The sequence below is a fragment of the Bacillus sp. UMB0728 genome (assembly GCF_002858875.1).
In the GTDB taxonomy this organism is placed as follows: domain Bacteria; phylum Bacillota; class Bacilli; order Bacillales; family Cytobacillaceae; genus Bacillus_AB; species Bacillus_AB infantis.
In genome coordinates this window covers 312,867-339,846 of the sequence record NZ_PKLA01000006.1, presented here as the reverse complement: position 1 = coordinate 339,846, position 26,980 = coordinate 312,867, and the positions used below count along the sequence as shown (strand labels likewise).

General features: G+C 48.9%; 24 protein-coding genes, 1 rRNA gene and 1 riboswitch. Of the genes, 23 read left to right on the top strand and 2 right to left on the bottom strand.

The window, feature by feature from the left end; genetic code table 11:
- Positions 1-6: 6 nt before the first annotated feature.
- From rrf to purD, 15 genes are all read left to right on the top strand, one after another.
- Positions 7-123: ribosomal RNA gene (gene rrf / locus CYJ37_RS23225) — 5S ribosomal RNA — on the top strand.
- Positions 124-770: 647 nt separating this feature from the next.
- Positions 771-1,292, top strand: coding sequence for a DUF2179 domain-containing protein (locus CYJ37_RS23220; protein ID WP_165352696.1), 522 nt, complete (start codon positions 771-773; stop codon positions 1,290-1,292).
- Positions 1,289-1,492, top strand: a complete 204-nt coding sequence (locus tag CYJ37_RS23215; RefSeq protein ID WP_101552126.1) for an NETI motif-containing protein — start codon at positions 1,289-1,291, stop codon at positions 1,490-1,492. The genes CYJ37_RS23220 and CYJ37_RS23215 overlap by 4 nt, the downstream gene beginning before the upstream one ends.
- Positions 1,493-1,598: 106 nt before the next feature.
- Positions 1,599-1,700, top strand: a riboswitch (purine riboswitch).
- A gap of 146 nt (positions 1,701-1,846) precedes the next feature.
- A complete protein-coding gene (purE, locus tag CYJ37_RS23210) occupies positions 1,847-2,329 on the top strand; it encodes a 5-(carboxyamino)imidazole ribonucleotide mutase (RefSeq protein WP_009792571.1) in 483 nt (160 codons plus the stop codon).
- On the top strand, positions 2,316-3,476 hold the full coding sequence (gene purK / locus CYJ37_RS23205; RefSeq protein ID WP_180827427.1) for a 5-(carboxyamino)imidazole ribonucleotide synthase: 1,161 nt from the start codon (positions 2,316-2,318) through the stop codon (positions 3,474-3,476). Before purE ends, purK begins: the two co-directional genes overlap by 14 nt.
- On the top strand, positions 3,473-4,765 hold the full coding sequence (gene purB, locus CYJ37_RS23200; protein WP_009792569.1) for an adenylosuccinate lyase: 1,293 nt from the start codon (positions 3,473-3,475) through the stop codon (positions 4,763-4,765). Before purK ends, purB begins: the two co-directional genes overlap by 4 nt.
- 66 nt (positions 4,766-4,831) lie before the next feature.
- Positions 4,832-5,551 carry a phosphoribosylaminoimidazolesuccinocarboxamide synthase gene (gene purC / locus CYJ37_RS23195; protein WP_094769534.1) on the top strand — a complete coding sequence of 240 codons (720 nt, stop codon included), beginning with the start codon at positions 4,832-4,834 and terminating at the stop codon, positions 5,549-5,551.
- Positions 5,544-5,798 carry a phosphoribosylformylglycinamidine synthase subunit PurS gene (purS, locus tag CYJ37_RS23190; protein ID WP_009792567.1) on the top strand — a complete coding sequence of 85 codons (255 nt, stop codon included), beginning with the start codon at positions 5,544-5,546 and terminating at the stop codon, positions 5,796-5,798. Before purC ends, purS begins: the two co-directional genes overlap by 8 nt.
- Positions 5,795-6,481 carry a phosphoribosylformylglycinamidine synthase subunit PurQ gene (gene purQ, locus CYJ37_RS23185; RefSeq protein ID WP_101552124.1) on the top strand — a complete coding sequence of 229 codons (687 nt, stop codon included), beginning with the start codon at positions 5,795-5,797 and terminating at the stop codon, positions 6,479-6,481. The genes purS and purQ overlap by 4 nt, the downstream gene beginning before the upstream one ends.
- Positions 6,465-8,681: a phosphoribosylformylglycinamidine synthase subunit PurL gene (gene purL, locus CYJ37_RS23180; protein ID WP_009792565.1), complete on the top strand. Its 2,217-nt coding sequence runs from the start codon at positions 6,465-6,467 to the stop codon at positions 8,679-8,681. Before purQ ends, purL begins: the two co-directional genes overlap by 17 nt.
- Positions 8,666-10,078, top strand: coding sequence for an amidophosphoribosyltransferase (purF, locus tag CYJ37_RS23175; RefSeq protein ID WP_009792564.1), 1,413 nt, complete (start codon positions 8,666-8,668; stop codon positions 10,076-10,078). Before purL ends, purF begins: the two co-directional genes overlap by 16 nt.
- 61 nt (positions 10,079-10,139) lie before the next feature.
- Complete coding sequence (purM, locus tag CYJ37_RS23170; protein WP_022543256.1) at positions 10,140-11,168, top strand: phosphoribosylformylglycinamidine cyclo-ligase; 1,029 nt, start codon at positions 10,140-10,142, stop codon at positions 11,166-11,168.
- 20 nt (positions 11,169-11,188) lie between these two features.
- On the top strand, positions 11,189-11,782 hold the full coding sequence (gene purN / locus CYJ37_RS23165; protein ID WP_009792560.1) for a phosphoribosylglycinamide formyltransferase: 594 nt from the start codon (positions 11,189-11,191) through the stop codon (positions 11,780-11,782).
- Positions 11,783-11,807: 25 nt separating this feature from the next.
- Entirely contained in the window at positions 11,808-13,343 is a 1,536-nt protein-coding gene (purH, locus tag CYJ37_RS23160; RefSeq protein WP_009792559.1) for a bifunctional phosphoribosylaminoimidazolecarboxamide formyltransferase/IMP cyclohydrolase, read from the top strand.
- 18 nt (positions 13,344-13,361) lie between these two features.
- Positions 13,362-14,645, top strand: coding sequence for a phosphoribosylamine--glycine ligase (gene purD / locus CYJ37_RS23155; RefSeq protein ID WP_101552172.1), 1,284 nt, complete (start codon positions 13,362-13,364; stop codon positions 14,643-14,645).
- Here the strand turns inward: purD and CYJ37_RS28070 are convergent.
- Both CYJ37_RS28070 and CYJ37_RS23150 read right to left on the bottom strand, forming a co-directional pair.
- The gene (locus CYJ37_RS28070; RefSeq protein WP_323131897.1) at positions 14,611-14,724 is read right to left on the bottom strand and encodes an EYxxD motif small membrane protein; all 114 of its coding nucleotides are present in this window, start codon (positions 14,722-14,724) and stop codon (positions 14,611-14,613) included. The two genes, purD and CYJ37_RS28070, sit on opposite strands and share 35 nt — an antisense overlap.
- Before the next feature lie 69 nt (positions 14,725-14,793).
- Positions 14,794-15,144 carry a YgaP family membrane protein gene (locus CYJ37_RS23150; RefSeq protein WP_009792556.1) on the bottom strand — a complete coding sequence of 117 codons (351 nt, stop codon included), beginning with the start codon at positions 15,142-15,144 and terminating at the stop codon, positions 14,794-14,796.
- A gap of 185 nt (positions 15,145-15,329) precedes the next feature.
- Here CYJ37_RS23150 and CYJ37_RS23145 point away from each other — a divergent pair, with 185 nt between their 5' ends.
- The 8 genes from CYJ37_RS23145 (at position 15,330) to CYJ37_RS23110 (ending at position 26,905) form a co-directional block, all read left to right on the top strand.
- Complete coding sequence (locus CYJ37_RS23145) at positions 15,330-17,075, top strand: adenine deaminase C-terminal domain-containing protein (protein ID WP_180827426.1); 1,746 nt, start codon at positions 15,330-15,332, stop codon at positions 17,073-17,075.
- A gap of 53 nt (positions 17,076-17,128) precedes the next feature.
- The gene (locus CYJ37_RS23140) at positions 17,129-18,196 is read left to right on the top strand and encodes a DUF3048 domain-containing protein (protein ID WP_441296447.1); all 1,068 of its coding nucleotides are present in this window, start codon (positions 17,129-17,131) and stop codon (positions 18,194-18,196) included.
- A 37-nt stretch (positions 18,197-18,233) separates the two neighbouring features.
- Positions 18,234-18,548 carry a YerC/YecD family TrpR-related protein gene (locus CYJ37_RS23135; RefSeq protein WP_009792553.1) on the top strand — a complete coding sequence of 105 codons (315 nt, stop codon included), beginning with the start codon at positions 18,234-18,236 and terminating at the stop codon, positions 18,546-18,548.
- Between the two features lie 219 nt (positions 18,549-18,767).
- Complete coding sequence (locus CYJ37_RS23130; RefSeq protein WP_009792551.1) at positions 18,768-19,448, top strand: heptaprenylglyceryl phosphate synthase; 681 nt, start codon at positions 18,768-18,770, stop codon at positions 19,446-19,448.
- Positions 19,449-19,520: 72 nt separating this feature from the next.
- Positions 19,521-21,761: a DNA helicase PcrA gene (gene pcrA, locus CYJ37_RS23125; protein WP_101552121.1), complete on the top strand. Its 2,241-nt coding sequence runs from the start codon at positions 19,521-19,523 to the stop codon at positions 21,759-21,761.
- A 318-nt stretch (positions 21,762-22,079) separates the two neighbouring features.
- Positions 22,080-24,086 (top strand): NAD-dependent DNA ligase LigA, encoded by a 2,007-nt coding sequence (gene ligA, locus CYJ37_RS23120; RefSeq protein WP_101552168.1) that lies wholly within the window; start codon positions 22,080-22,082, stop codon positions 24,084-24,086.
- Positions 24,087-24,100: 14 nt separating this feature from the next.
- On the top strand, positions 24,101-25,273 hold the full coding sequence (locus CYJ37_RS23115) for a CamS family sex pheromone protein (protein ID WP_101552119.1): 1,173 nt from the start codon (positions 24,101-24,103) through the stop codon (positions 25,271-25,273).
- Between the two features lie 678 nt (positions 25,274-25,951).
- On the top strand, positions 25,952-26,905 hold the full coding sequence (locus CYJ37_RS23110; RefSeq protein WP_101552118.1) for a nuclease-related domain-containing protein: 954 nt from the start codon (positions 25,952-25,954) through the stop codon (positions 26,903-26,905).
- The last annotated feature ends 75 nt before the right edge of the window (positions 26,906-26,980 follow it).

The following is a 26,980-nucleotide window of genomic DNA, read 5'->3' as shown; positions in this document are numbered from 1 at the left end:
AAATAGTCTGGTGGCGATAGCGAGAAGGTCACACCCGTTCCCATACCGAACACGGAAGTTAAGCTTCTCAGCGCCGATGGTAGTTGGGGGCTCTCCCCCTGTGAGAGTAGGACGCTGCCGGGCGAAACGAAGAACAGTCTGCATGACTGTTCTTTTTTTATGCTTTTTTAGTGAAATGGAGAGATTTTTAATAAGAAAATTGCTCTTAAGCGGAAATGAGTGGCCAGGTAGGCGAATGAGAAGGGTTTTTGAAGGGGAGAATAGACGATTCAATCGCGAATTTAATTAATTCTCCCAATAATCTACCGAATTTACTATTTATTTACCGAATAGGCCGAGTAATTTACCGAATTCCAATGGTATTTTACCATTTGTCCAAGAAACATCAATTCACCTTCACCATTTATTTCACCAACCGCACTTAACCCGCCCAACTCAGCCAAAGCCCCAGCAAAGCCCCAATAAAGCCGCCAGCAAAGCCGCCAGCTAACCCTCCTGCTTACTTAATAACCGAAACCATCCTGCAGTCCCTGACTTCTAATCCCCCGGAAAAAACTCTGCGTCCTTCCTCCAGCTTCCCTCCATTTCCCTGCCCACGCTATCCGCAGCAGCGTTTTATCATGAGCCAAATAGGTTAACATAACAAAAAGATCCTTTTATTTTTTCTAAGTGGTTCGCAAATGCAGATTTCTCTTGTACAATAGGGATTTACGTTGAATTAAGGCCGAGGCTTGGAGGAGGTTTATTTTTTGCTTGAAAATAGTTTAGTGATGGTTGCCATCATACTTGTCATTAATATTGTATACGTCTCCTTTTTTACGATCAGGATGATCCTTACGCTGAAAGGGCAGCGTTATTTGGCGGCTTTTATCAGCATGATCGAAGTGGTCATTTATGTAATCGGACTGGGGCTTGTACTCGATAATCTGGATCAGATTCAGAATTTGATTGCATATGCTGTGGGTTACGGAATCGGCGTTGTTGTCGGTATGAAAATCGAGGAGAAGCTGGCTCTTGGATATATAACGGTTAATGTAATAACAAAAGAATATGATAAAGATGTTCCCAGGGTATTGAGGGAAAAAGGGTATGGCGTAACGAACTGGGCTGCCAATGGGCTGGAGGGCGACCGGATGGCTATGCAGATCCTGACGCCGAGGAAATATGAGCTTAAGCTTTACCAGACGATCAAGGAGCTTGATCCTAAAGCATTCATTATTGCCTATGAGCCTAAGACGATCCATGGCGGCTTCTGGGTGAAATCTGTCAGGAAAGGAAAATTGTATTCATGAGCAAGGAAAAGAAAAAGAAGCAGTTTGAAGTCCTTGAAAATGAGACGATTGGCCAATGCCTGGACCGTATAGCAAAGGAAGGCTATGTTCCGGTAAGAAGGACGGAGAAGCCGATATTTAAAGAAGTCAAGACCGGGGGCTCGGTCACTTATGAGCCGGCAGGACGGCAAATAGTCTTTGAAGCAAAAAAGGATGAGTGAAACACGAACATTATTCTATTCTCAATCCTTATTGTTCGAATAGTGGTTGACACCCCCATAGGATAGTTGGTAAGATGTTGTTAGATAAGATTACAATTAAAATTATATTTATATAAAGATTTACCCTTATATAATAATGGGGATATGGCCCATAAGTTTCTACCTGGCTGCCGTAAATGGCCGGACTATAAGGGAAAGATGATATGACCGGTTCAAGGGTCTGCTTTCTTGTGTGTATGAGGAGCTTTCCTATATTATCCGAGCCCGGACAGATTACTTTCTCTATTAGTGAAAAGTAACTGTCCGGGCTTTTTATTTTGAGGAAGATTAAATTTTCTGTTGGGGGAGAGGCATATGCAAGTGGCTGTTATTATGGGAAGCAAATCTGACTGGGATACGATGAAGCACACATGCGGCATGTTGGATAAGCTTGAGATTTCTTATGAAAAGCAGGTCGTTTCTGCCCATCGAACCCCGGATTTGATGTTCCGGTTTGCAGAAGAAGCAAGGGACCGCGGGATAAAAGTGATCATTGCGGGAGCTGGAGGGGCAGCTCACTTGCCAGGGATGGTGGCAGCGAAAACGACATTGCCGGTCATTGGCGTGCCAGTCCAATCCAAGGCGCTTAATGGACTCGATTCGCTGCTGTCCATTGTTCAAATGCCAGGAGGTGTTCCTGTAGCTACAGTGGCTATCGGAAAGGCAGGTGCAGTCAATGCGGCCCTCCTTGCTGCACAGATGCTGGGAGCTTTTGACCAAAACATTGCAGGCAGGATAGAGGACTTGAGGCTGCACACAAAACAGGAAGTAATGGAGAGCAGTGATGAACTTGTCTAAACAAACCATTTTGCCTGGACAGACGATAGGAATCATCGGAGGCGGACAGCTGGGGAGAATGATGGCATTGGCGGCAAAGGCTCAGGGATTCAGGATTGCCGTTCTTGATCCGGCACCGGATTCTCCCTGCGGCCAGGTGGCGGACCGGCAGATAGTCGGCGGCTACGATAACCTGCTGTGTATAAAGGAGCTTGCTGAGGCGAGCGATGTGATCACTTATGAATTTGAAAATATCAATGCTGAGGCGCTTGACTGGCTGACCAGCCATGCCTATGTTCCACAGGGGTCTGAACTGCTCCGCATAACGCAGGACCGCCTGACGGAGAAAGAAGCGATCGAACGGGCAGGGGCAAAGGTTGCGCCTTACGCCCGCATCGAAAAGACGGCCGATATTTATGATAATATAGAGAAGCTTGATTTTCCTGCGGTACTAAAGACGGCACACGGCGGCTATGATGGCAAAGGGCAATATGTGATCCGGTCAAAAGACGATATTCCTGAGGCTGCAGAGCTGCTTGAAAAAGGAATCTGTGTCCTGGAAAAGTGGATCTCTTTTCAAAAGGAAATCTCTGTGATCATTGCTAGAAACCCTGATGGGGAGACAGCTGTTTTTCCAGTAGGAGAGAATATTCATAAGGATAATATCCTGCATGAAACCATTGTACCGGCCGATATCAGCGAGAGTGCTGCACGCAAGGCTGAGGACTTGGCCAAAAAAATCGGCAAAGCGCTTGGGCTGGTTGGTACGCTTGCAGTGGAGATGTTTCTCTCTGACGGCGATGAGATTTACATAAATGAATTGGCCCCAAGGCCGCATAACTCAGGCCATTATACAATCGAGGCCTGTGAAACGTCGCAGTTTGAGCAGCATATCAGGGCAGTGTGCAATTGGCCGCTTGGAAGCACAAGGCTATTAAATCCGGCAGTTATGGTCAACATATTAGGAGAGCACCAGTCAGATGTGATCAGGGCGATACCGGGCCTGAAGGATTGGAAGATCCATCTGTATGGGAAGGATGAACCTAAGCATAAGCGGAAAATGGGGCATGCAACCCTTTTACGGCCGACAGCGGCAGAATCGCTTGCCGAGATAGACCGCAGCGGAATATGGAGCAAAGCAAAAGAAGGTATGGAGGTTTTACGATGATTGGACGTTATACAAGACCTGAAATGGGAGCGATATGGACAGAGGAAAATCGCTTTAAGGCCTGGCTGGAAGTAGAGATCCTTGCTTGTGAAGCATGGGCGGAGCTCGGGGATATCCCAAAAGAAGATGTGCAGAAAATCCGTGAGAATGCTTCATTCGATATCGAACGCATCAATGAAATTGAGCAGGAGACGCGCCATGACGTAGTGGCATTCACCCGTGCGGTTTCAGAAACGCTCGGTGAAGAGCGGAAATGGGTGCATTATGGCCTTACTTCCACTGATGTAGTGGACACAGCTCTTTCCTACCTGATCAAGCAGGCTAACAGCATCCTTCTTCAGGACCTGGAGAACTTCGTTGAAATTTTAAAGAATAAAGCAAAAGAACATAAATACACAGTCATGATGGGACGCACGCACGGTGTTCATGCAGAGCCGACAACTTTCGGGCTGAAGCTGGCTTTATGGTATGAGGAAATGAAGCGGAACCTGGAGCGCTTTAAGCAGGCCGCTTCCGGCGTTGAATTCGGGAAGATGTCCGGTGCTGTAGGAACTTACGCCAATATTAACCCCTTTGTGGAAAGCTATGTATGCGAAAAACTTGGCCTCCAGCCGGCTCCGATTTCGACACAGACACTTCAGCGTGACCGCCATGCCCACTATATGGCCGCCATCTCGCTGATTGCGACTTCCATCGAGAAGTTTGCTGTTGAAATCCGCGGACTGCAAAAGAGTGAAACACGTGAAGTGGAGGAGTTCTTTGCGAAAGGGCAGAAAGGGTCTTCTGCCATGCCGCATAAGCGCAATCCAATCGGATCTGAGAATATGACAGGCCTTGCACGCGTAATCCGCGGCCATATGCTGACTGCCTATGAAAATGTGCCGTTATGGCATGAGCGTGATATTTCACACTCTTCGGCAGAGCGGATTATTCTTCCGGATGCAACGATTGCCCTGAATTATATGCTGAACCGATTTGGGAATATCGTTAAGAATCTCACTGTGTTCCCGGAGAACATGAAGAGAAATATGGACCGAACCCTTGGCCTCATCTATTCTCAGCGCGTGCTGCTTGCTCTAATTGATAAAGGCATGGCCCGCGAAGAGGCATATGACGTTGTCCAGCCGAGGGCGATGGAGGCATGGGAGAAGCAGGTAGCGTTCAAATCGCTGGTGGAAGCTGATGAAACGATTTCTTCCAGGCTGTCTGCTGAGGAAATTGAAGACTGCTTTGATTACAACTATCACATCAAGCATGTGGACACTATTTTTGACCGTCTAGGCTTATAAAATCCGGGGGCTTCGGTCCCCTTTTATCAGGAAGATTCCCAATATTCTTACCAAGGAGGCTCTGCCATGGAAAAGAGAGCGCAACTATATGAAGGCAAGGCGAAAAAGGTATATCTGACCGATGATGAAAATATTGTCTGGCTTGAATATAAAGATTCTGCAACTGCATTCAACGGGGAGAAAAAAGCAGAGATTGCCGGTAAAGGCCGTTTGAATAACGAGATTACAAGTCTGCTGTTTTCAGAGCTTCATAAAAAGGGCATCAGTTCTCATTTTATTGAGAAGGTTTCAGCAACTGAGCAGCTTGTACAAAAAGTCGAGATTATTCCTATTGAAGTGGTTGTAAGGAATGTGGCTGCTGGAAGCATGGCAAAAAGGCTCGGAATGGAAGAAGGGGCTCTTCTGAAAAAAACGCTTGTGGAGTTTTATTTGAAGGATGACAGTCTGGGCGATCCGATCATGACTGATGATCATGTGTTTGAGCTTGAGCTTGCTTCTCCTGAAGAAGCTGCCCTGCTGAAGAGAAAAGCGCTTGAGGTTAATGCATTTTTATCAAGCTTCTTTAAGGAAATGGGCATTCGTCTCATTGACTTTAAGCTTGAGTTCGGAAAAAATGCTGCCGGCGATATTCTGCTGGCAGATGAAATCTCTCCTGATACTTGCCGCCTTTGGGATATGGAGACAAATGCGAAGCTTGATAAGGATGTATTCCGCCGTGATCTGGGAAGCTTAACAGATGCCTATGAAAATATTTTAACGAGATTGGGAGGACGCCAGCATGTATAAAGTAAAGGTGTATATCACATTAAGAGAAAGTGTATTGGATCCACAGGGGACAGTTGTAAAAGGGTCGCTCCATTCTTTGGACTTCAATGAAGTTCAGGACGTCCGGATTGGGAAATATATGGAGCTGACGATCGATAAGACTGATCGTGACATCGATGCGGCTGTAAAAGAAATGTGTGAGCGCCTGCTGGCCAATATAGTGATTGAGGATTACCGCTACGAGATCGAGGAGTGTGTTGCACTGTGAGGTTTGCAGTCATCGTTTTTCCAGGCTCCAATTGTGATATTGATATGTTCCATGCGATCCAGGATGAGCTCGGGGAGCAGGCAGAATACGTATGGCATGATACAGAAAGCCTTGATGACTATGATGCGATCCTTCTGCCTGGAGGTTTCTCTTATGGAGATTATCTCCGTTCCGGCGCGATCGCCCGCTTCAGCAAGGTGATGAAGGCCGTGATCAAAGCAGCAGAGGAAGGAAAACCGGTCCTTGGTGTCTGCAATGGATTCCAGATACTCCTTGAAACCGGCCTACTGCCAGGAGCGATGCGCAGGAATGAAAGCCTGAAATTTATGTGCCGGCCCGTTCAGCTGCAGGTAGCGAATAATCAAACGATCTTCTCTTCCGCCTATCAACAGGGCGAAGAAATCACTATCCCAATCGCACATGGAGAAGGCAATTATTACTGCGATGAAGCCACACTAAAATCACTTAAAGATAATAATAGGATCGTATTCACATACAGCGGCGAGAATCCGAATGGAAGCCTTGGGAACATCGCCGGAATCATCAATGAAAAAGGTAATGTCCTTGGCATGATGCCGCACCCTGAAAGGGCCGTCGACCAGCTATTGGGCGGTGCCGATGGACTGAAGCTTTTCCAATCAATCGTCAAACAATGGAGGGAATCTTATGCCGTTAATGCTTGAGCCAAGCCCGCAGCAGATTGTAACAGAGAAAGTCTACAAAGAGATGGGATTGACGGATCAGGAATTTGCAATGGTTGAGGACATCCTTGGCAGATTGCCGAATTACACAGAGCTCGGATTGTTTTCCGTCATGTGGTCAGAGCATTGCAGTTACAAAAATTCCAAGCCGGTCCTGAAAAAATTCCCGGTCAAAGGCGAGCGCGTCCTGCAGGGCCCTGGGGAAGGAGCTGGCATCGTTGACATCGGAGACGGCCAGGCAGTTGTATTTAAAATTGAAAGCCATAACCACCCATCTGCAATCGAGCCTTACCAGGGAGCGGCAACGGGTGTGGGCGGCATTATCCGGGATGTATTTTCAATGGGAGCAAGACCGATCGCTCTCCTTAACTCTCTTCGCTTTGGAGAGCTGGATTCTCCTCGCGTTCGGTACCTTTTTAAAGAAGTAGTGGCAGGCATTGCCGGCTACGGAAACTGCATCGGCATTCCGACTGTCGGGGGCGAAGTGCAGTTTGATGCTTCCTATGAAGGCAACCCTCTTGTCAATGCCATGTGCGTCGGGCTGATCGATCATAAAGATATAAAAAAAGGCCAGGCGCATGGAGTCGGCAATACGGTTATGTATGTTGGTGCAAAGACAGGCCGCGATGGTATCCACGGCGCGACCTTTGCTTCAGAGGAACTGACAGAGCAGTCTGAAGAAAAGCGCCCTGCCGTCCAGGTCGGCGATCCGTTCATGGAGAAGCTGCTGCTTGAGGCATGCCTTGAGCTGGTTAAGAACGACGCGCTTGTAGGCATCCAGGACATGGGGGCAGCCGGGCTGACAAGCTCTTCTGCCGAAATGGCCAGCAAAGCAGGCTCCGGCATCGAGATGAATCTTGATCTTGTCCCGCAGAGGGAAACGGGCATGACTGCCTATGAAATGATGCTGTCTGAATCACAGGAGCGTATGCTGATTGTCGTCCAAAAAGGGCGTGAGCAGGAAATCGTTGATCTTTTTTCAAAATATGAACTTGAAGCCGTGGCGATCGGCCGGGTGACAGATGATAAAATGCTGCGCCTCCTACATAAAGGGGAAGTGGTGGCAGACGTTCCGGCTGATGCACTTGCCGAGGAAGCGCCTGTATACCACAAGCCTTCACGCGAGCCTGAGTATTTCCGTGAATTCCAGGCTATGGAGACGGAAATTCCGGCAGCAGGGAATGCAGGGGAAACTCTGATGCGCCTGCTGCAGCAGCCTACCATTGCAAGCAAGGAATGGGTCTATGACCAATATGACTATATGGTTCGCACGAGCACAGTTGTTTCTCCAGGTTCTGATGCGGCGGTCGTAAGAATCCGCGGAACGCGCAAGGCGCTTGCCATGACAACCGACTGCAATTCGCGTTATCTGTATTTGGATCCTGAAACAGGCGGAAAGATTGCCGTGGCTGAAGCAGCAAGGAATATTATTGCATCCGGTGCCGAACCGCTTGCCATTACAGACTGCCTGAACTTCGGCAATCCGGAAAAGCCTGAGATCTTCTGGCAGCTGGAAAAAGCAGCAGACGGCATGAGCAGTGCCTGCCTTGCCCTGAATACGCCGGTTATCGGCGGAAACGTGTCACTATATAACGAAACCAACGGTACAGCCGTCTATCCAACACCAGTAGTCGGGATGGTCGGACTTGTAGAAGATGTTGACCATATTACAACCCAGAGCTTCAAGCAGGCTGGCGATCTAATTTATCTTCTCGGAGAAACAAAGGCCGAGTTTGGCGGCAGCGAGCTGCAAAAGCTTGTTCACGGCGAGATATTCGGAAAAGCACCGGAGCTTGACCTGGAAAAAGAAGCACGGAATCAGGAGCAGGTGCTAAAAGCCATCCGTGCGGGGCTTGTCTCTTCCGCTCATGACCTGGCAGAAGGCGGACTTGCAGTTGCAGCTGCTGAGAGCGTGATAGGCTCTGAGGGACTTGGCGCTTTGATCCGCATTTCAGGAGACGAGACCAGCGCACTATTCAGTGAATCACAGTCCCGCTTCCTCCTCACTGTTAAAAAGGAAGATCAGCAGGCATTTGAAAGCATGACTGATGCGATTCTGGTCGGCGAGGTGACAGACGAGCCTGTACTTGAAGTCCACTCTGACAGCGGTCTGGTTATGAAAGAACAAACTGAAGTTCTGAAATCAGCCTGGAAAGGAGCAATCCCATGCTTGCTGAAATAAGAGGCCTGAACGAAGAATGCGGAATCTTTGGTGTCTGGGGGCATGAAAATGCCGCCCAGATCACCTATTACGGCCTTCACAGCCTGCAGCACCGCGGCCAGGAAGGTACAGGGATGGTCGTGACAGACGGGAAAAAGCTGAAGGGTCTGAAAGGTGAAGGACTTGTTGCGGAAATATTCACCGAGGATGCCATGGAGGCAATGGACGGAAAGTCGGCCATCGGTCATGTCCGCTATGCAACAGCAGGCGGCGGCGGATATGAAAATGTCCAGCCTCTTCTGTTTAACTCACAAAACGGCGGCCTGGCACTTGCTCATAATGGCAATCTGGTAAATGCCACTGCATTGAAAAATCAGCTTGAAGGACAGGGAAGCATCTTCCAGACCAGCTCAGATACAGAGGTGCTGGCCCATCTGATCAAGCGCGGCGGTTTTTCAGCCTTAAAGGACCGGGTTAAAACGGCCCTTTCCATGGTAAAGGGCGCATATGCATTTCTGATCATGACAGAAACCGAATTGATGGTGGCGCTTGACCCGAATGGCATGCGGCCGCTATCGCTCGCCAAGCTTGGCGATGCCTATGTGGTAGCTTCCGAGACCTGTGCATTTGATGTGGTCGGGGCAGAATTCATCAGGGATGTTCTTCCTGGCGAGCTCTTGATCATTGATGATGAAGGCTTCCGTTCCGAGATGTTTGCGGTTGCCTCAACGACAGCCATGTGCACGATGGAATATGTTTATTTTTCAAGGCCTGACAGCAATATCAACGGCATCAATGTCCATACGGCCCGCAAAAACCTTGGGAAGAAGCTGGCTGAAGAGTTTCCTTTTGAAGCAGATGTGGTGACAGGCGTGCCTGATTCAAGCATTTCAGCTGCCATCGGCTATGCAGAAGCATCCGGGATTCCTTATGAAATGGGGCTGATCAAGAATAGATATGTCGGCAGGACATTCATCCAGCCGTCCCAATCATTGAGGGAGCAGGGCGTCAAGATGAAGCTCTCCCCTGTGCGCGGCGTTGTCGAGGGCAAAAGGGTCATCATGGTCGATGATTCCATTGTCCGCGGCACAACAAGCAGAAGGATCGTCACCATGCTCCGCGAAGCAGGCGCGACTGAGGTTCATGTCGTGATCAGTTCACCGCCGATCAAGAACCCTTGCTTCTACGGGATCGATACATCGACACGGGAGGAATTGATTGCCTCCGAGCATTCTGTTGAAGAGATTCGGGAAATCATCGGGGCAGACACCCTTTCCTTTTTAAGCGCGGAAGGGATGATCGAAGCAATCGGCAGGACAGATTCGGGAGCATTGAAAGGCCAGTGCCTGGCATGCTTTACCGGGAACTATCCGACTGAAATCTATCCTTCTACCATTCATCCTTACGAAAAAGTCTAAGAAGCGGCATTCAGCAATGCTGCTTTTCTTTTCAAATAATCATGATAGAGGGGGAACTGTAATGGCTAATGCCTATAAGCAGGCTGGCGTCGATATAGAAGCAGGATATGAGGCGGTATCCAGGATGAAAAAGCATGTGCAGAGGACGCAGAGGGCTGGCGTAATGGGAGGCCTGGGCGGATTCGGCGGCATGTTTGATCTGTCAGTCCTGAACCTGAAGGAGCCGGTGCTGGTTTCAGGGACAGACGGGGTCGGCACAAAGCTTATGCTCGCGTTCATGATGGACCGGCATGATACAATCGGAGTGGATGCTGTTGCCATGTGCGTGAATGATATTGTCGTACAGGGCGCTGAACCGCTGTATTTCCTTGATTATATCGCATGCGGAAAAGCGGATCCGGCAAGGATTGAAGCAATCGTCAAAGGCATTGCAGACGGCTGCGAGCAGGCCGGCTGTGCGCTTGTTGGCGGAGAAACAGCCGAAATGCCCGGCATGTACAAAGAGGAAGAATATGATCTGGCCGGTTTTGCAGCAGGGGCATGTGAGAAGTCAGCGCTGATTGACGGGAGCACGATCAAGGAAGGCGATGTACTTGTCGGCCTTGCATCGAACGGGATCCACAGCAATGGGTATTCTCTTGTCAGAAAGATCCTGCTGGAGGATGCCGGCCTGATGCTGGACAGTTATCAGGAGGAACTTGGCTGCACATTGGGCGAGGAGCTTCTGAAGCCGACGCGGATTTATGTGAAGCCGGTGCTTGATGCGATGAAAAAATTCGACATCAAGGGATTGGCCCATATCACAGGCGGCGGATTCATTGAAAATCTTCCAAGAATGCTTCCAGAGGGGCTTGGAGCTGAAATTGATGAAAGCGGAAGGGAAATCCCGCCGGTATTCGCTCTTATGGAAAAGCTGGGCAATCTGGATCGCATGGAAATGTATAATATTTTTAATATGGGCACGGGAATGGCCGCGGCTGTCAGCCCGGAGCAGGCTGACATGCTCATCAGCCACCTGAATGCTTCAGGAGAAAAAGCCTACAGACTCGGGACGGTTAATAGGAAAGAAGGAATTCAAATTACCGTGTAAAACGGATTTCGGAGGTTCCCATGAAAAAGATAGCAGTATTTGCTTCCGGAAGCGGAACCAACTTTCAGGCTATAATAGATGCTGTAAAAAGCGGCGGACTGGATGCGGATATCCGGCTTTTGGTTTCTGACAGGCCGGGAGCTTATTGCCTGGAGAGGGCAGAAGCAAGTGGAGTGCCGAGCTTTTCCTTCCGTGCAAAAGAGTTTGAAAGCAAGCAGGCATATGAAGAGGAAATTCTCGTCAGGCTCAGGGAGTGCGGAGCTGAATTCATCATTCTGGCAGGATATATGAGGCTGATCGGTGAGGTTCTCCTTGCCGAATATGAGGGAAGGATTGTCAATATCCATCCTTCGCTTCTGCCCTCCTTTCCGGGAAAAGATGCCATCGGACAGGCACTCGCAGCCAGGGTGCCGATGAGCGGTGTAACGGTTCATTATGTGGATGCCGGAATGGACACAGGGCCGATCATTGCCCAGCAGTCTGTGAAGCTTGATGAAGCCGAGACGAGGGAGAGCCTGCAGGAAAAAATTCACCGGATCGAACACAGATTGTATCCTGCTACTTTGAAAAAGATATTTGCAGAAGATGCAGCAAGGATCAGCAGCAGTAAATAAGGACAGTCAACAGGAGGAATTCAAATTGAAAAAGCGAGCGTTAATCAGTGTGTCAGACAAAAACGGAATTGTCGATTTTGCCAAGGAGCTCGCCAGTCTTGGCTATGAGATCATATCAACGGGCGGCACAAAGAAAGCACTCCAGGAAAGCGGCGTTGATGTAATCGGGGTAAGCGACGTCACCGGATTCCCGGAAATTCTTGAAGGCCGCGTTAAGACTTTGAATCCGATGATTCATGGGGGCCTTTTGGCAAAATTCGATCAGCCCGGGCATCATGCCCAGATGGAGGAGCATGGAATTGATCCGATCAGCATCGTCTGTGTTAATCTGTATCCTTTCCAGCAGACTATCGCCAAGAGCGATGCATCAGTCGAGGATGCGATTGAAAACATTGATATCGGCGGACCTGCCATGCTGCGCGCATCTGCAAAAAATCACCAATATGTCACAGTGGTCATCGATCCCTCAGACTATGGAACCGTCCTTTCGGAACTCAATGAAAACGGTGAAACCCAGCCCGCAACACGCCGCAGGCTTGCAGCGAAGGTCTTCCGCCATACAGCTTCCTATGACAGTCTGATTGCTGAATATATGACTAAGCTTGCAGGTGAAGAGAATCCGGAAAAAATGACTGTTACATACGAATTGAAACAAACGCTGCGCTATGGCGAGAATCCTCATCAGAAGGCTGCTTTTTACCGGAAGCCCCTCGGCTCTGAATTTTCAATTGCCAATGCAGAGCAGCTTCATGGGAAAGAGCTTTCCTACAACAATATCAATGATGCAGAAGCTGCACTGCAGATCGTCAGGGAATTCAAGGATCCGGCTGCTGTTGCTGTGAAGCATATGAATCCTTGCGGCGTCGGAACGGGCAAAGATACTTATGATGCATTTACAAAAGCATTTGAAGCAGATCCTGTTTCCATCTTTGGGGGTATCATTGCGCTGAACCGGGAAGTGGATGCTGAAACTGCAAAGAAGCTCCATGAAATTTTCCTTGAAATTGTCATTGCTCCGTCCTATTCGGAAGAGGCGCTAGAAATATTGACAGGCAAAAAGAATATCCGCCTCCTGACCATTCCCTTTGACGTGGAAAAGAAGGAAGAGGCAAGACTGACCAGCATAGAAGGGGGACTTCTCGTTCAGGAATATGACCGCTATTCCCTGGAGGATGCCACCGTTACTGTTGCAACCAGGAGAGAGCCGACAGAGGAAGAATGGGCGGCGTTAAAGCTTGGCTGGAAGGTTGTTAAGCATGTGAAGTCCAATGCGATTGTCGTGAATAACAAAGAGATGACTTTAGGCGTCGGAGCTGGACAGATGAATCGTGTCGGAGCGGCCAAAATCGCTCTGGAGCAAGCAGGTCACCGTGCAGAAGGAGCAGTGCTCGCTTCTGATGCGTTTTTCCCTATGGATGATACTGTTGAAGCGGCAGCCAAGGCAGGCATCACTGCCATCATCCAGCCTGGCGGCTCTATCAAGGATCAGGATTCTGTGAAAAAGGCAGACGAATATGGGATTGCGATGGTATTAACAGGAGTAAGGCATTTCAAACATTAATCAGGGAGCTGATGGATGGTGAACGTATTAGTCATCGGGCGCGGCGGCAGGGAGCACAGCATCTGCCGGAAAATGAGCGAAAGCCCGTCTGTGGATCAAGTGTATGCAGCACCAGGGAATCACGGAATGGCAGATTGTGCCATTCAGGTTCCGATAGATGAAATGAATTTTCCGGAGATAGCAGCCTTTGCAAAGGAAAATGAAATCGGACTGACAGTCATCGGCCCGGAGGCACCGCTTCAGGCAGGGCTGGCAGACTTCCTTGGCAGTCTGGGAATGAAGGTATTCGGCCCGAAAAAAGAGGCAGCTGTCATTGAAGGAAGCAAGTCCTTCGCCAAAGAGCTGATGGAGAAATACGATATCCCTACTGCAGAGTATCGGGCATTCACTGATTATGAAAAAGCCAGGAGCTATCTTATTGAAAAAGGGGCTCCCATCGTGATTAAAGCTGATGGGCTTGCGGCAGGCAAAGGAGTCACGGTCGCCATGACCCTCGATGAAGCCCAGCAGGCGCTAGAAGAAATGATGGTAGGTGCCCGGTTCGGGGAAGCCTCGGCGAAGGTAGTCATTGAAGAATTCCTTGAAGGGGAGGAATTCTCCCTGATGGCTTTTGTCAACGGAAGCACGGTGGTGCCGCTTGAAATTGCCCAGGACCATAAGCGGGCATATGATGGTGACCTTGGGCCGAACACAGGCGGGATGGGTGCCTATTCACCAGTCCCTCACATTGGCGATGCTGTGGTGGAGGAGGCCGTACGGACAATCCTTGAGCCGGCGGCAAAGGCGATGGAGCTCGAAGGCCGAAGCTTCTGCGGCGTGCTGTATGCAGGCCTGATCAATACAGGGCAGGGCCCGAAGGTCATCGAATTCAACGCGCGCTTCGGTGATCCGGAAACCCAGGCAGTGCTTCCCAGGATGAAGTCGGACCTGGCTGAAGCCATGCTGGCTGTGATTGATGGCGGGAAGCCGGAAATAGATTGGGATTCCCAATTTGTGCTTGGTGTCGTCGCTGCTTCCAAAGGCTATCCGGAGTCTTACGGAAAGGGAGACGTGCTGAAAGGGCTCAGTGAGCTGGATTCTTCCTTGTTTGTCTTCCATGCCGGCACAAAACAGAATGAAGACGGTGAGTTTGTGACTGATGGAGGACGGGTGCTTCTCGCCGGCGCCAGGGCCGAAAGCCTTTCAGAGGCGCAGGAAAAAGTCTATGCCGGGCTTGAAAAGCTTCAGTGCGACGGTGTTTTCTACCGCAGGGATATAGGCGGCAGGGCTATCGCGCGCCTTTCTTCCCGGACTTCCTTATAAAAGCGTAAAGAATTGCGACGATGCTGCCGATCAGGATGATCAGCACAAACGACATATCGGTAACATACTCAAGAAACATTCATATCATCTCCTTAAGATTCAAAAGCGGCAGGCACCTTTATACAGGTGTCCGCCGCTTTCTTTTTTCTCATTTAAGCGTGTTATTCTGCATCAGGGTCTTTTCAAGCATGGCCAGATCCTGATCGTTCAGGTCCTGTTTGCTCCCGCCAGCCTGGTGTTCATGATGCTTCTGTTCAGAATGATCTTTCCGGCTGCCGCTTTCATTCATCATATCCTGTCCGCGGTCAAGCATGGCTGTCACCGGACAATAGCGGACAATCCCTTCTGCCACCTTCATGGCCCCAAGCATAGCCATTACCAAATAAGAATCACGCCAAGGCATTTTTACCAGCTTCGCGGTGCTCCAGGAAAGGACGGTAAGACCGATGGTGATGCGGATAAGAGCATTCAAGATGCCGATGTTCTGCTTGATCTTCATGACTTCTGCACTCCTTCACAAAATTTTCAATTTCTTTACAATTCTTTAATGCGTTAAACAGTGAAATATGTTAGTATAGATAGAACAGCTCTGAAAGGGCTTTCTTTTTTAGAATCTGATCTTTTAAGATCTTTTTAAAATATAACTAAGCCGTCTCAGCGGCATCGTAAACGGAGGGGACATTGTTGCTCGAACAGCGGTATCGGTGGAAAAACAAACAAATTAGGGAACAGGTCTCCGTTCTGGATGGAAAGCTTGCCCCGACTATGCTTTTGAAAAATGCCACATACTTAAACCAAGTACTGAATAAATGGATTACCGCCAATATCTGGATCTATGACGACCGGATTGTCTATGTCGGAGAGAAGCTTCCTGCACGGACAGACGGCTGTGAAATCAGGGACTGTCATGGCGAATGGCTTGTTCCAGGCTATATTGAGCCCCATGCCCATCCATTTCAACTTTATAATCCCCATTCTCTGGCGGCCTATGCATCACAACTCGGCACAACGACACTCATCAATGATAATATGTCGCTTGTTTTGCAGATGGATAAAAAGAAAGCGTTTTCTTTTTTGAGGGAGATGCGCAATATTCCTTCTACGATGTATTGGTGGTGCCGGTTTGATGCTCAGACAGAGATTCAAAATGAAGAACAGGCCTTCTCCCATGGAAACATCAAATCCTGGCTTGAACATGACGCCGTCCTGCAGGGCGGGGAACTCACAGGGTGGCCGCGGCTTTTGGACGGCGATGATATGATGCTTCACTGGATACAGGAAGCTAAACGGATGCGCAAGCAGATTGAAGGGCATTTCCCGGGTGCATCGGAAAAAACACTGGCGAAGATGATGCTCTTTGGCGCAGACTGCGACCATGAAGCGATGACAGGAAAAGAGGCTTATGACCGGCTCATGCATGGATATACGGTATCCCTTCGCCATTCCTCCATCAGGCCGGACCTGCCTAAGCTGCTGGAAGAAATTCATGAGCTGGGAATCGATATGTATGACCGGTTTATTTTTACGACGGATGGTTCGTCCGCTTCCTTTTACGAGCAAGGCATGATTGATCATATGATCAGGATTGCCATCGAAAAAGGGGTGCCTGTAATAGACGCTTATAATATGGGGACGATCAATCCCGCCCGCCATTATAACATCGACTATCTTCATGGCAATATCACGACAGGCAGAATTGCCAACATCAACTTCCTTGAAGATGAAAGAAACCCCACACCGGTTTCTGTCCTGGCGAAAGGCAAATGGGTCAAAAAGGACGGCAAAGAAGTGGAAGGTGCTTACGGCTGGAATACCTGGGAGGAACATGGCTTTGAAAAGCTGGACATTGACTGGAGCCTGACGGGTGATGATATGCAATTCTCCATGCCGTTTGGGATCAAAATGGAAAACGCAGTGATTACAAAACCGTATTCCATCTCCATTGATGTTTCCTATGAAGAGCTGTCAGAAGACCATGATGAATGCTTCTTCATGCTTGTTGACAGGAAGGGCAAATGGCGGATCAACACCATGCTGAAGGGCTTTGCCAGCAGGATTGGGGGCATGGCGAGCTCGTTCTCCAATACCGGGGATATCATCCTGATCGGGAAGAACAAACAGGATATGCTGACAGCCTTTGAACGGATCAAAATGCTCGGCGGAGGGATTGCGATTGCCGGAAATGGAACGATTGAATGCGAGGTCGAGCTCCCGCTGAATGGAGGGATGTCCGCAAAGGCCGTTCCAGACTTGATAGAGGATGAAAAGAAGCTGCTGAGGCTGCTCGAAGAAAAAGGGTACAGATTCGAGGACCCGATCTATTCGCTCCTCTTTTTCTCATCGACCCATCTTCCGTACATCCGGATCACTCAGCATGGAATGTATGATGTCATGAATAAAACGGTACTCTTTCCAACGATAATGCGTTAAAATATAAAAGAATAGACTATAAAGATAGATAGGGATCAACAGGGGTGAAAAAGATAAAGAAGTGGATGATGCTTTCAGCAGCAGTGCTGATGCTTATTTCAGGGTGCAGCAAGTCAAATGATGAGGCAGAGCCTGGAAAAGGGAATAATCAGGCTCCGGTTGAACAACCTTCCAAGGAAGACGAAGGACAGGAAACAGTGGCAGAATCGCCGTATGCCTTTCCGCTGACAGGGATTGGCACAGAGAAGGAAGCCGCTGGCCGTGCCGTCGCAGTGATGATCAATAACCATCCGGCTGCAAGACCGCAATCCGGACTTCCGGAAGCTGATATTGTTTATGAGCTTTTAGCGGAAGGGGATGTGACCAGGTTCCTGGCCATATACCAAAGTGAACAGCCGGAGAAGATCGGTCCGGTCAGGAGTGCCCGTGATTATTACATCGAGCTTGCCAAAGCATATGATGGGCTTTATGTCTGCCACGGAAACAGCCCGGACGCGAAGGAGCTTATGGACAACGGCTATATCGACCATCTGAATGGTCTTTATTATGACGGGACCCTTTTTCAAAGGGCCGGTTTCCGCAAGGCGCCGCATAACTCGTATACCTCTTATGAAAATATTCTGAAGGGGGCAGCGGAAAAGGACTATGAAATGGAAGAAGCCCCCGGTCCCCTCAGCTTCATGACAGCTGAAGAAGCAGGGCAGCTCACAGGCGAAGAAGCAGAGAGTGCAAAGGTTTCGTACCTTTCAAACGAAACATTCTCGAGCACCTATGAATACGACAGGAATCTAGATAAATACAAAAGATATTCCAATGGCGAACTGACCGCTGATTATGACAGCGGCGCCCCCGTCCTGATTGACAATATATTCATCATAGAAGCCTCCCACAAAATTGTTGACAGTGCAGGCAGGCGTGAGATTAACTTAACATCTGGGGGAAGAGGCTATCTTCTTCAGAAAGGCCTCCTCGTGGAAGTTGAGTGGAAAAATGAAAAAGGAAGGCTGCTTCCTTATATTGATGGAAAGGAAGCACCGCTGGTCCGCGGAAAGACATGGATCAATGTTGTTCCATCAGACCCTGGCCTCGGCCAGGCAGTCAGCTTGAATGAATCTAATTAAATCTTAAAAAATATGGTTTAAATAAAGGAGACCCCATATGCAAATTGAAAAACTTAGAGGCAAAGAACTGGATCAATTGTTCAAATCGGTCCTGTCCCTAAAAGACCTGGAAGAATGCTATCGATTCTTCGACGATCTTTGCACGGTAAATGAAATCCAATCTCTTGCCCAGCGCCTTGAGGTTGCCCGGATGCTGCGCGAAGGAAAGACCTATCATAAGATCGAAACAGAAACAGGAGCAAGCACGGCAACGATTTCCCGTGTAAAACGCTGCCTGAATTATGGCAATGACGCCTACGAAATGGCCCTTGAGCGCATCAAGGACGAAGAAGCACAGGCCGCAGCAGAATAATTGATGAAAAGCCGCAGGATGAAGATCCCGCGGCTTTTTCTTTAGGAAAAGCCAGCATTCCGGTCTGCGCTTTTTGTTTTCGCTGCCGCCCCGCATCCTGCAGGCATGACTTGCCTTCTTCCATCAATATGCAGGAAAAGTCCTCCCTGCTTTCCTTTTTGATTCCAGTGTCTAATGCTATAATGTTGTAATGGAATGATAGAATGGAGGCAAGTATGCATGTATGATGTTCGCGAGTGGCGCCACGCCTTTAAACTCGATCCCAATAAAGAAATTTCTGACCGGGACCTGGAGCGGATCTGCGAATCAGGGACGGATGCTGTAATAGTCGGAGGAACAGACGGCATTACACTTGAAAAGGTGCTGGACCTCATGGCAAGAATACGCCGCTATACGGTGCCCTGCGTGCTCGAAGTTTCGACGATTGAGTCTGTTACTCCGGGCTTTGATTTGTATTTTATCCCGTCTGTCCTGAACAGCGGGGACAGCAAATGGATCACCGGGCTTCATCATCAGGCGGTCAAGGAATACGGCGAGATCATGAGCTGGGAGGAAATCCTTGTCCAGGGCTATTGCATCCTGAACAGCGAATGCAAGGCGGCAAAGCTGACAGGGGCGAAGACGGATCTGGATGCAGAGGATGTTGTTGCATACGCCATGATGGCAGAGAAGATGTTTCATCTCCCAATCTTCTATCTCGAATACAGCGGGACATATGGCGATCCCGGGCTTGCGGCTGAAGTCAAGCGCACACTGGAGGAAACAACCTTTTTCTACGGCGGAGGAATCTCGTCTGAAGCACAGGCAAGGGAAATGGCTGAAGCAGCGGACGTCATTGTTGTCGGCAATATAATATATGAAAATCTAGATGAAGCTCTAAAGACAGTTTTGCCTAAATAAAGTTGCTTGCAGAGGGACTTAAGGATACACTAACTATAAAGAACATATGTTTGTTTGGCGGTGAATAAAAAGATGCAATATTTAACGGATAAATTATTAAACGGATTGAATGCCCAGCAGCAGAATGCTGTAAAGGCAACGGACGGGCCGCTGCTTATCATGGCCGGTGCGGGAAGCGGAAAGACGAGGGTGCTGACCCACAGGATTGGATACCTGATGGTTGAAAAAGGGGTAAACCCGTATAACATCCTTGCCATCACCTTCACTAACAAGGCGGCAAGGGAAATGCGCGAGAGGATCCAGAACATGATGGGGGGAGCAGCCGATGATATTTGGATTTCAACGTTCCACTCAATGTGTGTGCGGATTCTCAGGAGAGATATAGACAGAATCGGCTTTAACCGTAATTTCACGATCCTTGATACAACAGACCAGCAGTCTGTCATCAAGGCGATCCTCAAGGAAAAGAATCTGGATCCCAAAAAATACGACCCGCGTGCGATTCTGGGCAGCATCAGCTCGGCGAAGAACGAACTGATCGACCCGGAGGAATATGCAAAGGCGGCCGGCGGCTACTTCGAGCAGATCGCAAGCGACGTATACACAGAATATCAAAGACGCCTCCGCAAAAATCAGGCGCTGGACTTTGATGACCTGATCATGACAACGATCCAGCTATTCCAGCGGGTGCCTGAGGTGCTGGAATATTATCAGCGCAAATTCCAATATATCCATGTTGATGAGTATCAGGATACAAACAGAGCACAATATATGCTTGTAAAGCTGATGGCAGACAGATTCAAGAATCTTTGCGTGGTCGGGGACTCCGACCAGTCAATCTATCGCTGGCGCGGAGCTGACATTGCCAATATCCTGTCATTTGAAAAAGATTACCAAAATGCCCGCACAATCCTCCTGGAGCAGAATTACCGTTCAACAAAGCGGATCCTGCTGGCTGCCAATGAGGTGATTGCCAAGAACCTCAACAGGAAGGCCAAGAATCTCTGGACAGAAAATGCAGAAGGCAATAAACTGTTCCATTACCGCGCCGACAGCGAGCAGGGTGAAGGGCAGTTTGTCGCAGGGAAAATCAAAGAAATGGTCGACAGCGGCAAACGGAAGTATTCCGAGATCGCCATCCTTTACCGGACCAATGCCCAGTCACGTGTAATGGAGGAAGTGCTGCTTAAATCAAACATCGAGTACTCCATTGTCGGCGGCATCAAGTTCTATGACAGAAAAGAAATCAAGGATATCCTTGCCTATCTGAGGCTGATTGCCAATCCTGATGATGACATCAGCCTGCAGCGCGTGATCAACGTGCCAAAACGCGGCATAGGCTCAGGGTCCGTGGACAAAATCGCCAATTTTGCGCAGATGCATGATATGACGATGTACCAGGCACTCGATGCCCTTGACCTGATTGGCCTGAGCCCGAAAATCACGAAGGCGGCAACCGAGTTCCGCGATCTGATCAGAAGCTACGAACAGATGCAGGAATATTTGTCTGTAACTGAGCTTGTAGAGGAAGTGCTGGAGAAGTCCGGCTACAGGGACATGCTGAAGGCAGAGAAGTCAATTGAAGCCCAAAGCCGCCTGGAGAACATCGACGAGTTCCTGTCTGTAACGAAAAACTTCGAGGACGGCAGCGAAGATAAAACACTCGTCGCTTTCCTGACAGACCTGGCCCTTGTTGCAGACATTGACAAGCTTGAAGACGATGGCACAAAGACCGATAGTGTCGTCCTTATGACGCTTCACTCCGCAAAGGGGCTGGAATTCCCCGTTGTATTCCTGATCGGGCTTGAGGAAGGCGTCTTCCCTCACAGCCGCTCCCTCATGGAAGAGGCGGAAATGGAAGAAGAACGCCGCCTCGCCTATGTGGGAATCACCCGTGCAGAGGAAGAATTATATATAACTAATGCCCAGATGAGGACATTATTCGGACGGACGAATATGAATCCTCCATCACGCTTCATCCAGGAAATCCCGGCAGACCTTATCGAAGGGATCGAGCCGAAGAAGGCATCACCTTCTCCATTTGGCAGCCCGGCAGCAGGAGGACGGCAACTATCATCCTCAGCACCGCGGCAGGCTATGCGCAAGGCCGTGGTCAAGCCGGCTGTTGCCTCGACCGGCGGGGATGCCCTTGGCTGGCAGGTCGGAGACAAAGCCGTCCATGGAAAATGGGGCACCGGAACAGTTGTCAGCGTAAAAGGCCAGGGAGAAGGAACAGAGCTCGATATCGCCTTCCCGAGCCCGACCGGCATCAAACGCCTGCTGGCAAAATTCGCTCCGATTACAAAAGGATGATACAGTACAGAAATATAGGATAAAAAGCATAATTGCTGCGGAGCTGCCAGGCCTAATTGGAGGCGGGCAGCGGCCGAGTTTTTCTAAAGGTAAGAAAGTTTATTTTTTATCTTCGATTACTGTCTAGCTCCAGCGCCTACCCCCTCGAGGTCACAAGCCAATCCTCCCAAAAAGGCAAAGAACGCCTTTTAGGGAGGATCGTCTTGAGGCCCCCAGGATGGGGGTCATGCAGACGTTGCCACAGGACGTGGCGTTCTTAGTCTGCGTTCCTTTAGGGAGCAAGGCGCTTGCGCTTTTCTAATGAAAGGGCTGGAAAATATGGACCTTCAAAATGCCGAAGCAAGAGTAAAAGAACTGCATAATCTGCTGAATCAATATGGCTATGAATATTATGTCCTTGATAAGCCGTCAGTGCCGGATTCTGAGTATGACCGGCTTCTGAAAGAGCTGATGGAGCTTGAAAATGAACATCCTCAGCTGAAAACCGCTGATTCCCCTACCCAGCGGGTCGGCGGCGAAATACTCGATATGTTCGAAAAGGTCGAGCACCAAACACCTATGCTGAGCCTTGGCAATGCCTTCAACGAAGAAGATCTGCGCAGCTTTGACCGCCGGGTGCGGCAGACTGCAGGAGAAAATCTTTCTTATGTGTGCGAGCTGAAAATTGATGGCCTGGCCGTCGCCCTGAAATATGAGGATGGGCTGTTCATCCAGGGTGCGACAAGGGGGGACGGGACGATCGGAGAGGATATCACCGTAAACCTGCGGACAATCCGCTCCATTCCCCTCCGCCTTTCAGAGCCTGTATCCATTGAGGTGCGCGGGGAAGCATTCATGCCTGGCCGTTCCTTTGAAGCATTGAATAAAGGGAAAGAAGAGCGGGGCGAGGAGCCGTTTGCAAATCCGCGCAATGCGGCTGCAGGCTCCCTTCGCCAGCTCGATCCCCGCATCGCCGCTTCCCGAAATCTTGATATCTTTTTATACGGGATATCAAACACTGGCGATACAGGTGTAGAATCACACAGTGCCGGACTGGATTATCTGGAAACACTCGGATTCAAGACGAACAAAGAGCGCAGAAAATGCGCCAGCATAGAAGAAGTTATTGAATATGTCAGCAGCTGGACCGAGAAGCGGCCTAACCTGGATTACGATATAGACGGAATCGTCATCAAGGTTGACTCGCTTGCACTTCAGGAAGAGCTGGGTGCAACAGCGAAAAGCCCGCGCTGGGCGATTGCTTATAAATTCCCTGCTGAAGAAGTGGTCACCACTTTAAGGGATATTGAGCTGAGCGTCGGACGTACCGGCGTTGTCACTCCTACAGCCCTGCTTGAACCGGTCCGTGTCGCCGGGACAACTGTCCAGCGTGCATCACTTCATAATGAAGACCTGATCCGTGAAAAAGACATCAAGATCGGTGACAAGGTCGTCGTCAAGAAAGCCGGAGATATCATCCCGGAGGTTGTCAATGTGCTGGCTGAGCAGAGGACAGGAGAAGAGCGAGAATTTATAATGCCGACACATTGTCCTGAGTGCGGAAGCGAGCTGGTACGCCTTGAGGGTGAAGTGGCCCTGCGCTGCATCAATCCGAAATGCCCGGCCCAGATCCGTGAGGGGCTGATCCATTTTGTCTCCCGGAATGCGATGAATATTGACGGACTTGGCGAAAAAGTGGTCAGCCAGCTGTTTGCAAAAGAGCTGATCAAGGATGTCGCTGACCTTTATAAGCTCACTCATGAAGCTTTGATCGGAATGGAGCGCATGGGCGAAAAATCAGTCAATAATCTGGTGCAGGCCATTGAGGCATCAAAGCAGAACTCCCTTGAAAAGCTACTGTTTGGATTAGGAATCAGGCATGTAGGCGCCAAGGCAGCCAAAACGCTTGCCCAGCATTTCAGCAGCATGGATAACCTGATGGCCGCCTCTGAAGATGATCTGACGGCAATCAATGAAATCGGCGGTAAAATGGCTGGCGCAATTGTCGCATTCTTTGAGCAGGAAGAAGCGAAGGAGCTTATCGGCGAATTAAAAGAATCAGGCGTCAACATGGAATACAAAGGGCCGAAGCCGGTTGCGGCAGAGGACTCCGACTCGTTTTTTGCAGGAAAGACGATCGTGCTGACAGGCAAGCTTTCCATATTGAGCCGAAATGAAGCAAAAGAAAAGATCGAAGCACTGGGCGGAAATGTTTCCGGAAGCGTCAGCAAGAAAACGGACCTCCTGATTGCAGGCGAGGATGCCGGCTCCAAGCTGGCGAAAGCCCAGGACCTGGGAATTGATATTTGGAATGAGGAGCAGCTGGTTGAAGAATTAAATAATTAAGAGGTGTAAAAGCAGTGAGAAGAACATCAATAATCGCCTTGTCCCTTGTCCTTTTGCTGACAGGCTGCGCCCCTAACTTCCAGAAGCAGGAGGAAGTGGTGCAGGAGCAGGATGACTCAAAGGAGAATGCGATTATTCCAAACTATAAGATTTCTGATCAGTATTATCGGGTATTGTCGCCATTTAAGCCTAGTGAAGCGCGCGGCCTAGTAGTCAACAATATTAATACAAGATATGACCTGAATGAATTCGAGACGGGCCTTATGAGGGTGGCCCAAAATTCATTTGATACCGATAAATACTTTTTCCAGGAAGGCCAATTTCTAAAAAGAGACATGGTCAGCAAATGGCTGAGCCGCAAATATACGGCCGCACAGCTGAAGGAAAAGAATCTCGAGGAAAAAGACAATCTTGGCCTGAATCCAGTGGATGACGAGAAAGGCGACATCAAATCGAGGGAAGAAAGAAATCCGATTTACCTGGCCCATATCCTTGAGCATAACTACCACCTGGTAAATGAAGATGGCAAAGCCTATCTCGGAGGAGTCGTCATCGGTCTCGCATTGAACTCTGTTCACTACTACAGAACAGTGGAGTATGGAGACGTTTTTGAGAAAAAAATCGATCATGCCACCCTTGAAAAAGAAGGAAAGCAGATTGCCGATCAGGTATTAAGCAGACTCCGCAGCATGGACGAGCTTAAAAATGTACCGATCACCATCGCCCTTTTCGAGCAGGAAAGCAATAAATCAGTCGTGCCTGGCACTTTCTTTGCCTATGCCCAGGCGGACAAAGGAAGCAGCAAGCTAGGCGGCTGGGAAAACGTAGATGAAGAATATGTGCTATTCCCATCCCCTGGAGCCACCGAAGATCACAGGGAAGACGTCACCTCATTCCTTAACTTCAAGCAGGACGTCGAAAAATACTTCCCGAACTTCAACGGGGTCATCGGGAAAGCCTTCTATGCTCAGGATCAGCTCCAGGAGCTGAACATTGAAATCCCGATTCAATTCTACGGGAAAGCAGAAGGCATAGGCTTTACCCAATATGTGACCGGACTCGTCATGAAGCATTTCCCTGACTATATATCCGTCCAGGTCAGCGTCACCTCCGTCAACGGCCCGGAAGCACTCATCGTCCGGAAAGCCGGAGACCAGGAACCATTTGTGCATATTTATCAGCAGTAGAAGAGACAAGCAGCCGGTTGGGGGGCTGCTTGTTTTTTTTGTGGGGCGGGAGCGGGAGTTGGCAGATAAACGCGTGGATTTGGTAGAAAAGTTAGCTCAATCGGTTAAATGATTGCGCGGTTCGGTAGAAAAAGGCGCCAGTCGGTAGAAAAAGCTGCGGAATGGTGAAAAAGCCCCTCAAAATGAGCTATCAGAGAGCCTTTCAGAGGGCGTGGATTCAGCCCGATAAGAGGACCGTCAGGAGTGATTTGGTAGAAAAATTCGTAAATTAATTAAAAAACAAGCTGAATTAATGAAATTATTCTGCGAATCGGTAGAAAAAAGACCCGATTCGGTAGATTAAGCCTTAAAATGATGAAAAAGCTCTCTTCGACCTCACTTCAAAACGAGCTGATAAGCCAATAGAGAGCTTGGCAAGTCCGCGCTGGCTCATTTATGTAAAAATCGCCTGAAAAATAGGCAATTATAGAAAAAAGCTCATTTAATTTACAAAAAAAGCCCCCGTAATACAAACTGCCCCGCCAGCCGCCCAACCACTCCCGAGAATGACTCATATGCTGCTCCTCCTGGTCGCCTGCCCCCCCCTCTCCAAAAGCTCAAACAAATTTCCCAATAAAAACAGGATTTCCACCCCCAAACCAAGTATATAAATACTAGAAAATAAGAAAGGAGCTTCCTATGATTCTAAAAAAAATAGAAATGCCTTTAAAACTGCAAAAGCTGCAGGCCCTTCACCGGCAACTGCCGCAAAGCCACCCCAAATACCAGCTTATCCAGGAAAAATTGGCGAAGGGGCTTGCCGGTTACAGAGGAGAGCTTTCGGTAGAGTACCAGCTCGGTTTTCTTCCGGAAGATAAGTATTTAATTTTCCATGATATCCGTCTGCAGGAAAAGGAGCATTTTTTCCAAATGGATTTCCTCCTCTTATCCAAAGAGTTCATCGTCACTATTGAAGTTAAGAATATGGCTGGAACCTTGTATTTTGATCCCGTGTTTCAGCAGCTGATCCGGACGCAAAACGAGAAGGAGGAAGCATTTCCTGACCCGCTTATCCAGATTCAGCGACATAAATCCCTCATGGCCAGCTGGCTCAGGAAGCAGAACTATCCCCCCATTCCTATTGAATCCCTCATAGTCATAAGCAGCCCATACACTCTATTGAAGACAAGCCCCAAAAACGAATCGATCTCCAAAATCATTCTTCATAGCGAAGCACTTTCGGCTAAAATAAAGAAGCTTGAATTAAACCAGAGAGAGAGCTGCCTGGATGATAAACAATGGAAGAAGCTAAGCCGCCTGATCCTCAAGAAACATACCCCTCTAAATGCAGATATCCTTGAACAATATGATATTAGGAAAGCTGAGCTTATTACAGGTGTATTTTGTCCATCCTGCCAAGCTCTTCCGATGGGAAGGTCACATGGAACATGGTTATGTCCCCAATGCCATTTCAAAGCTGCGGATTGCCATTTGCCTGCTTTGGATGATTATCGCTTATTAATAGGGCCGGCAATTACAAACGGAGAGGCCAGGCATTTTTTGCAAGTTTCATCCCTGCAGCTGGCAGGGCGGCTGCTCCATCATGTACAGCCAGATGGAAAAACAAAGGGAAGGATTTATATATTAAAATAACAACCTGCAGAACTTTTGGAAAAATAAACATTTCTCAGAATGTTGGAGATAAATAGAAAGTCATGTTAAAATGGA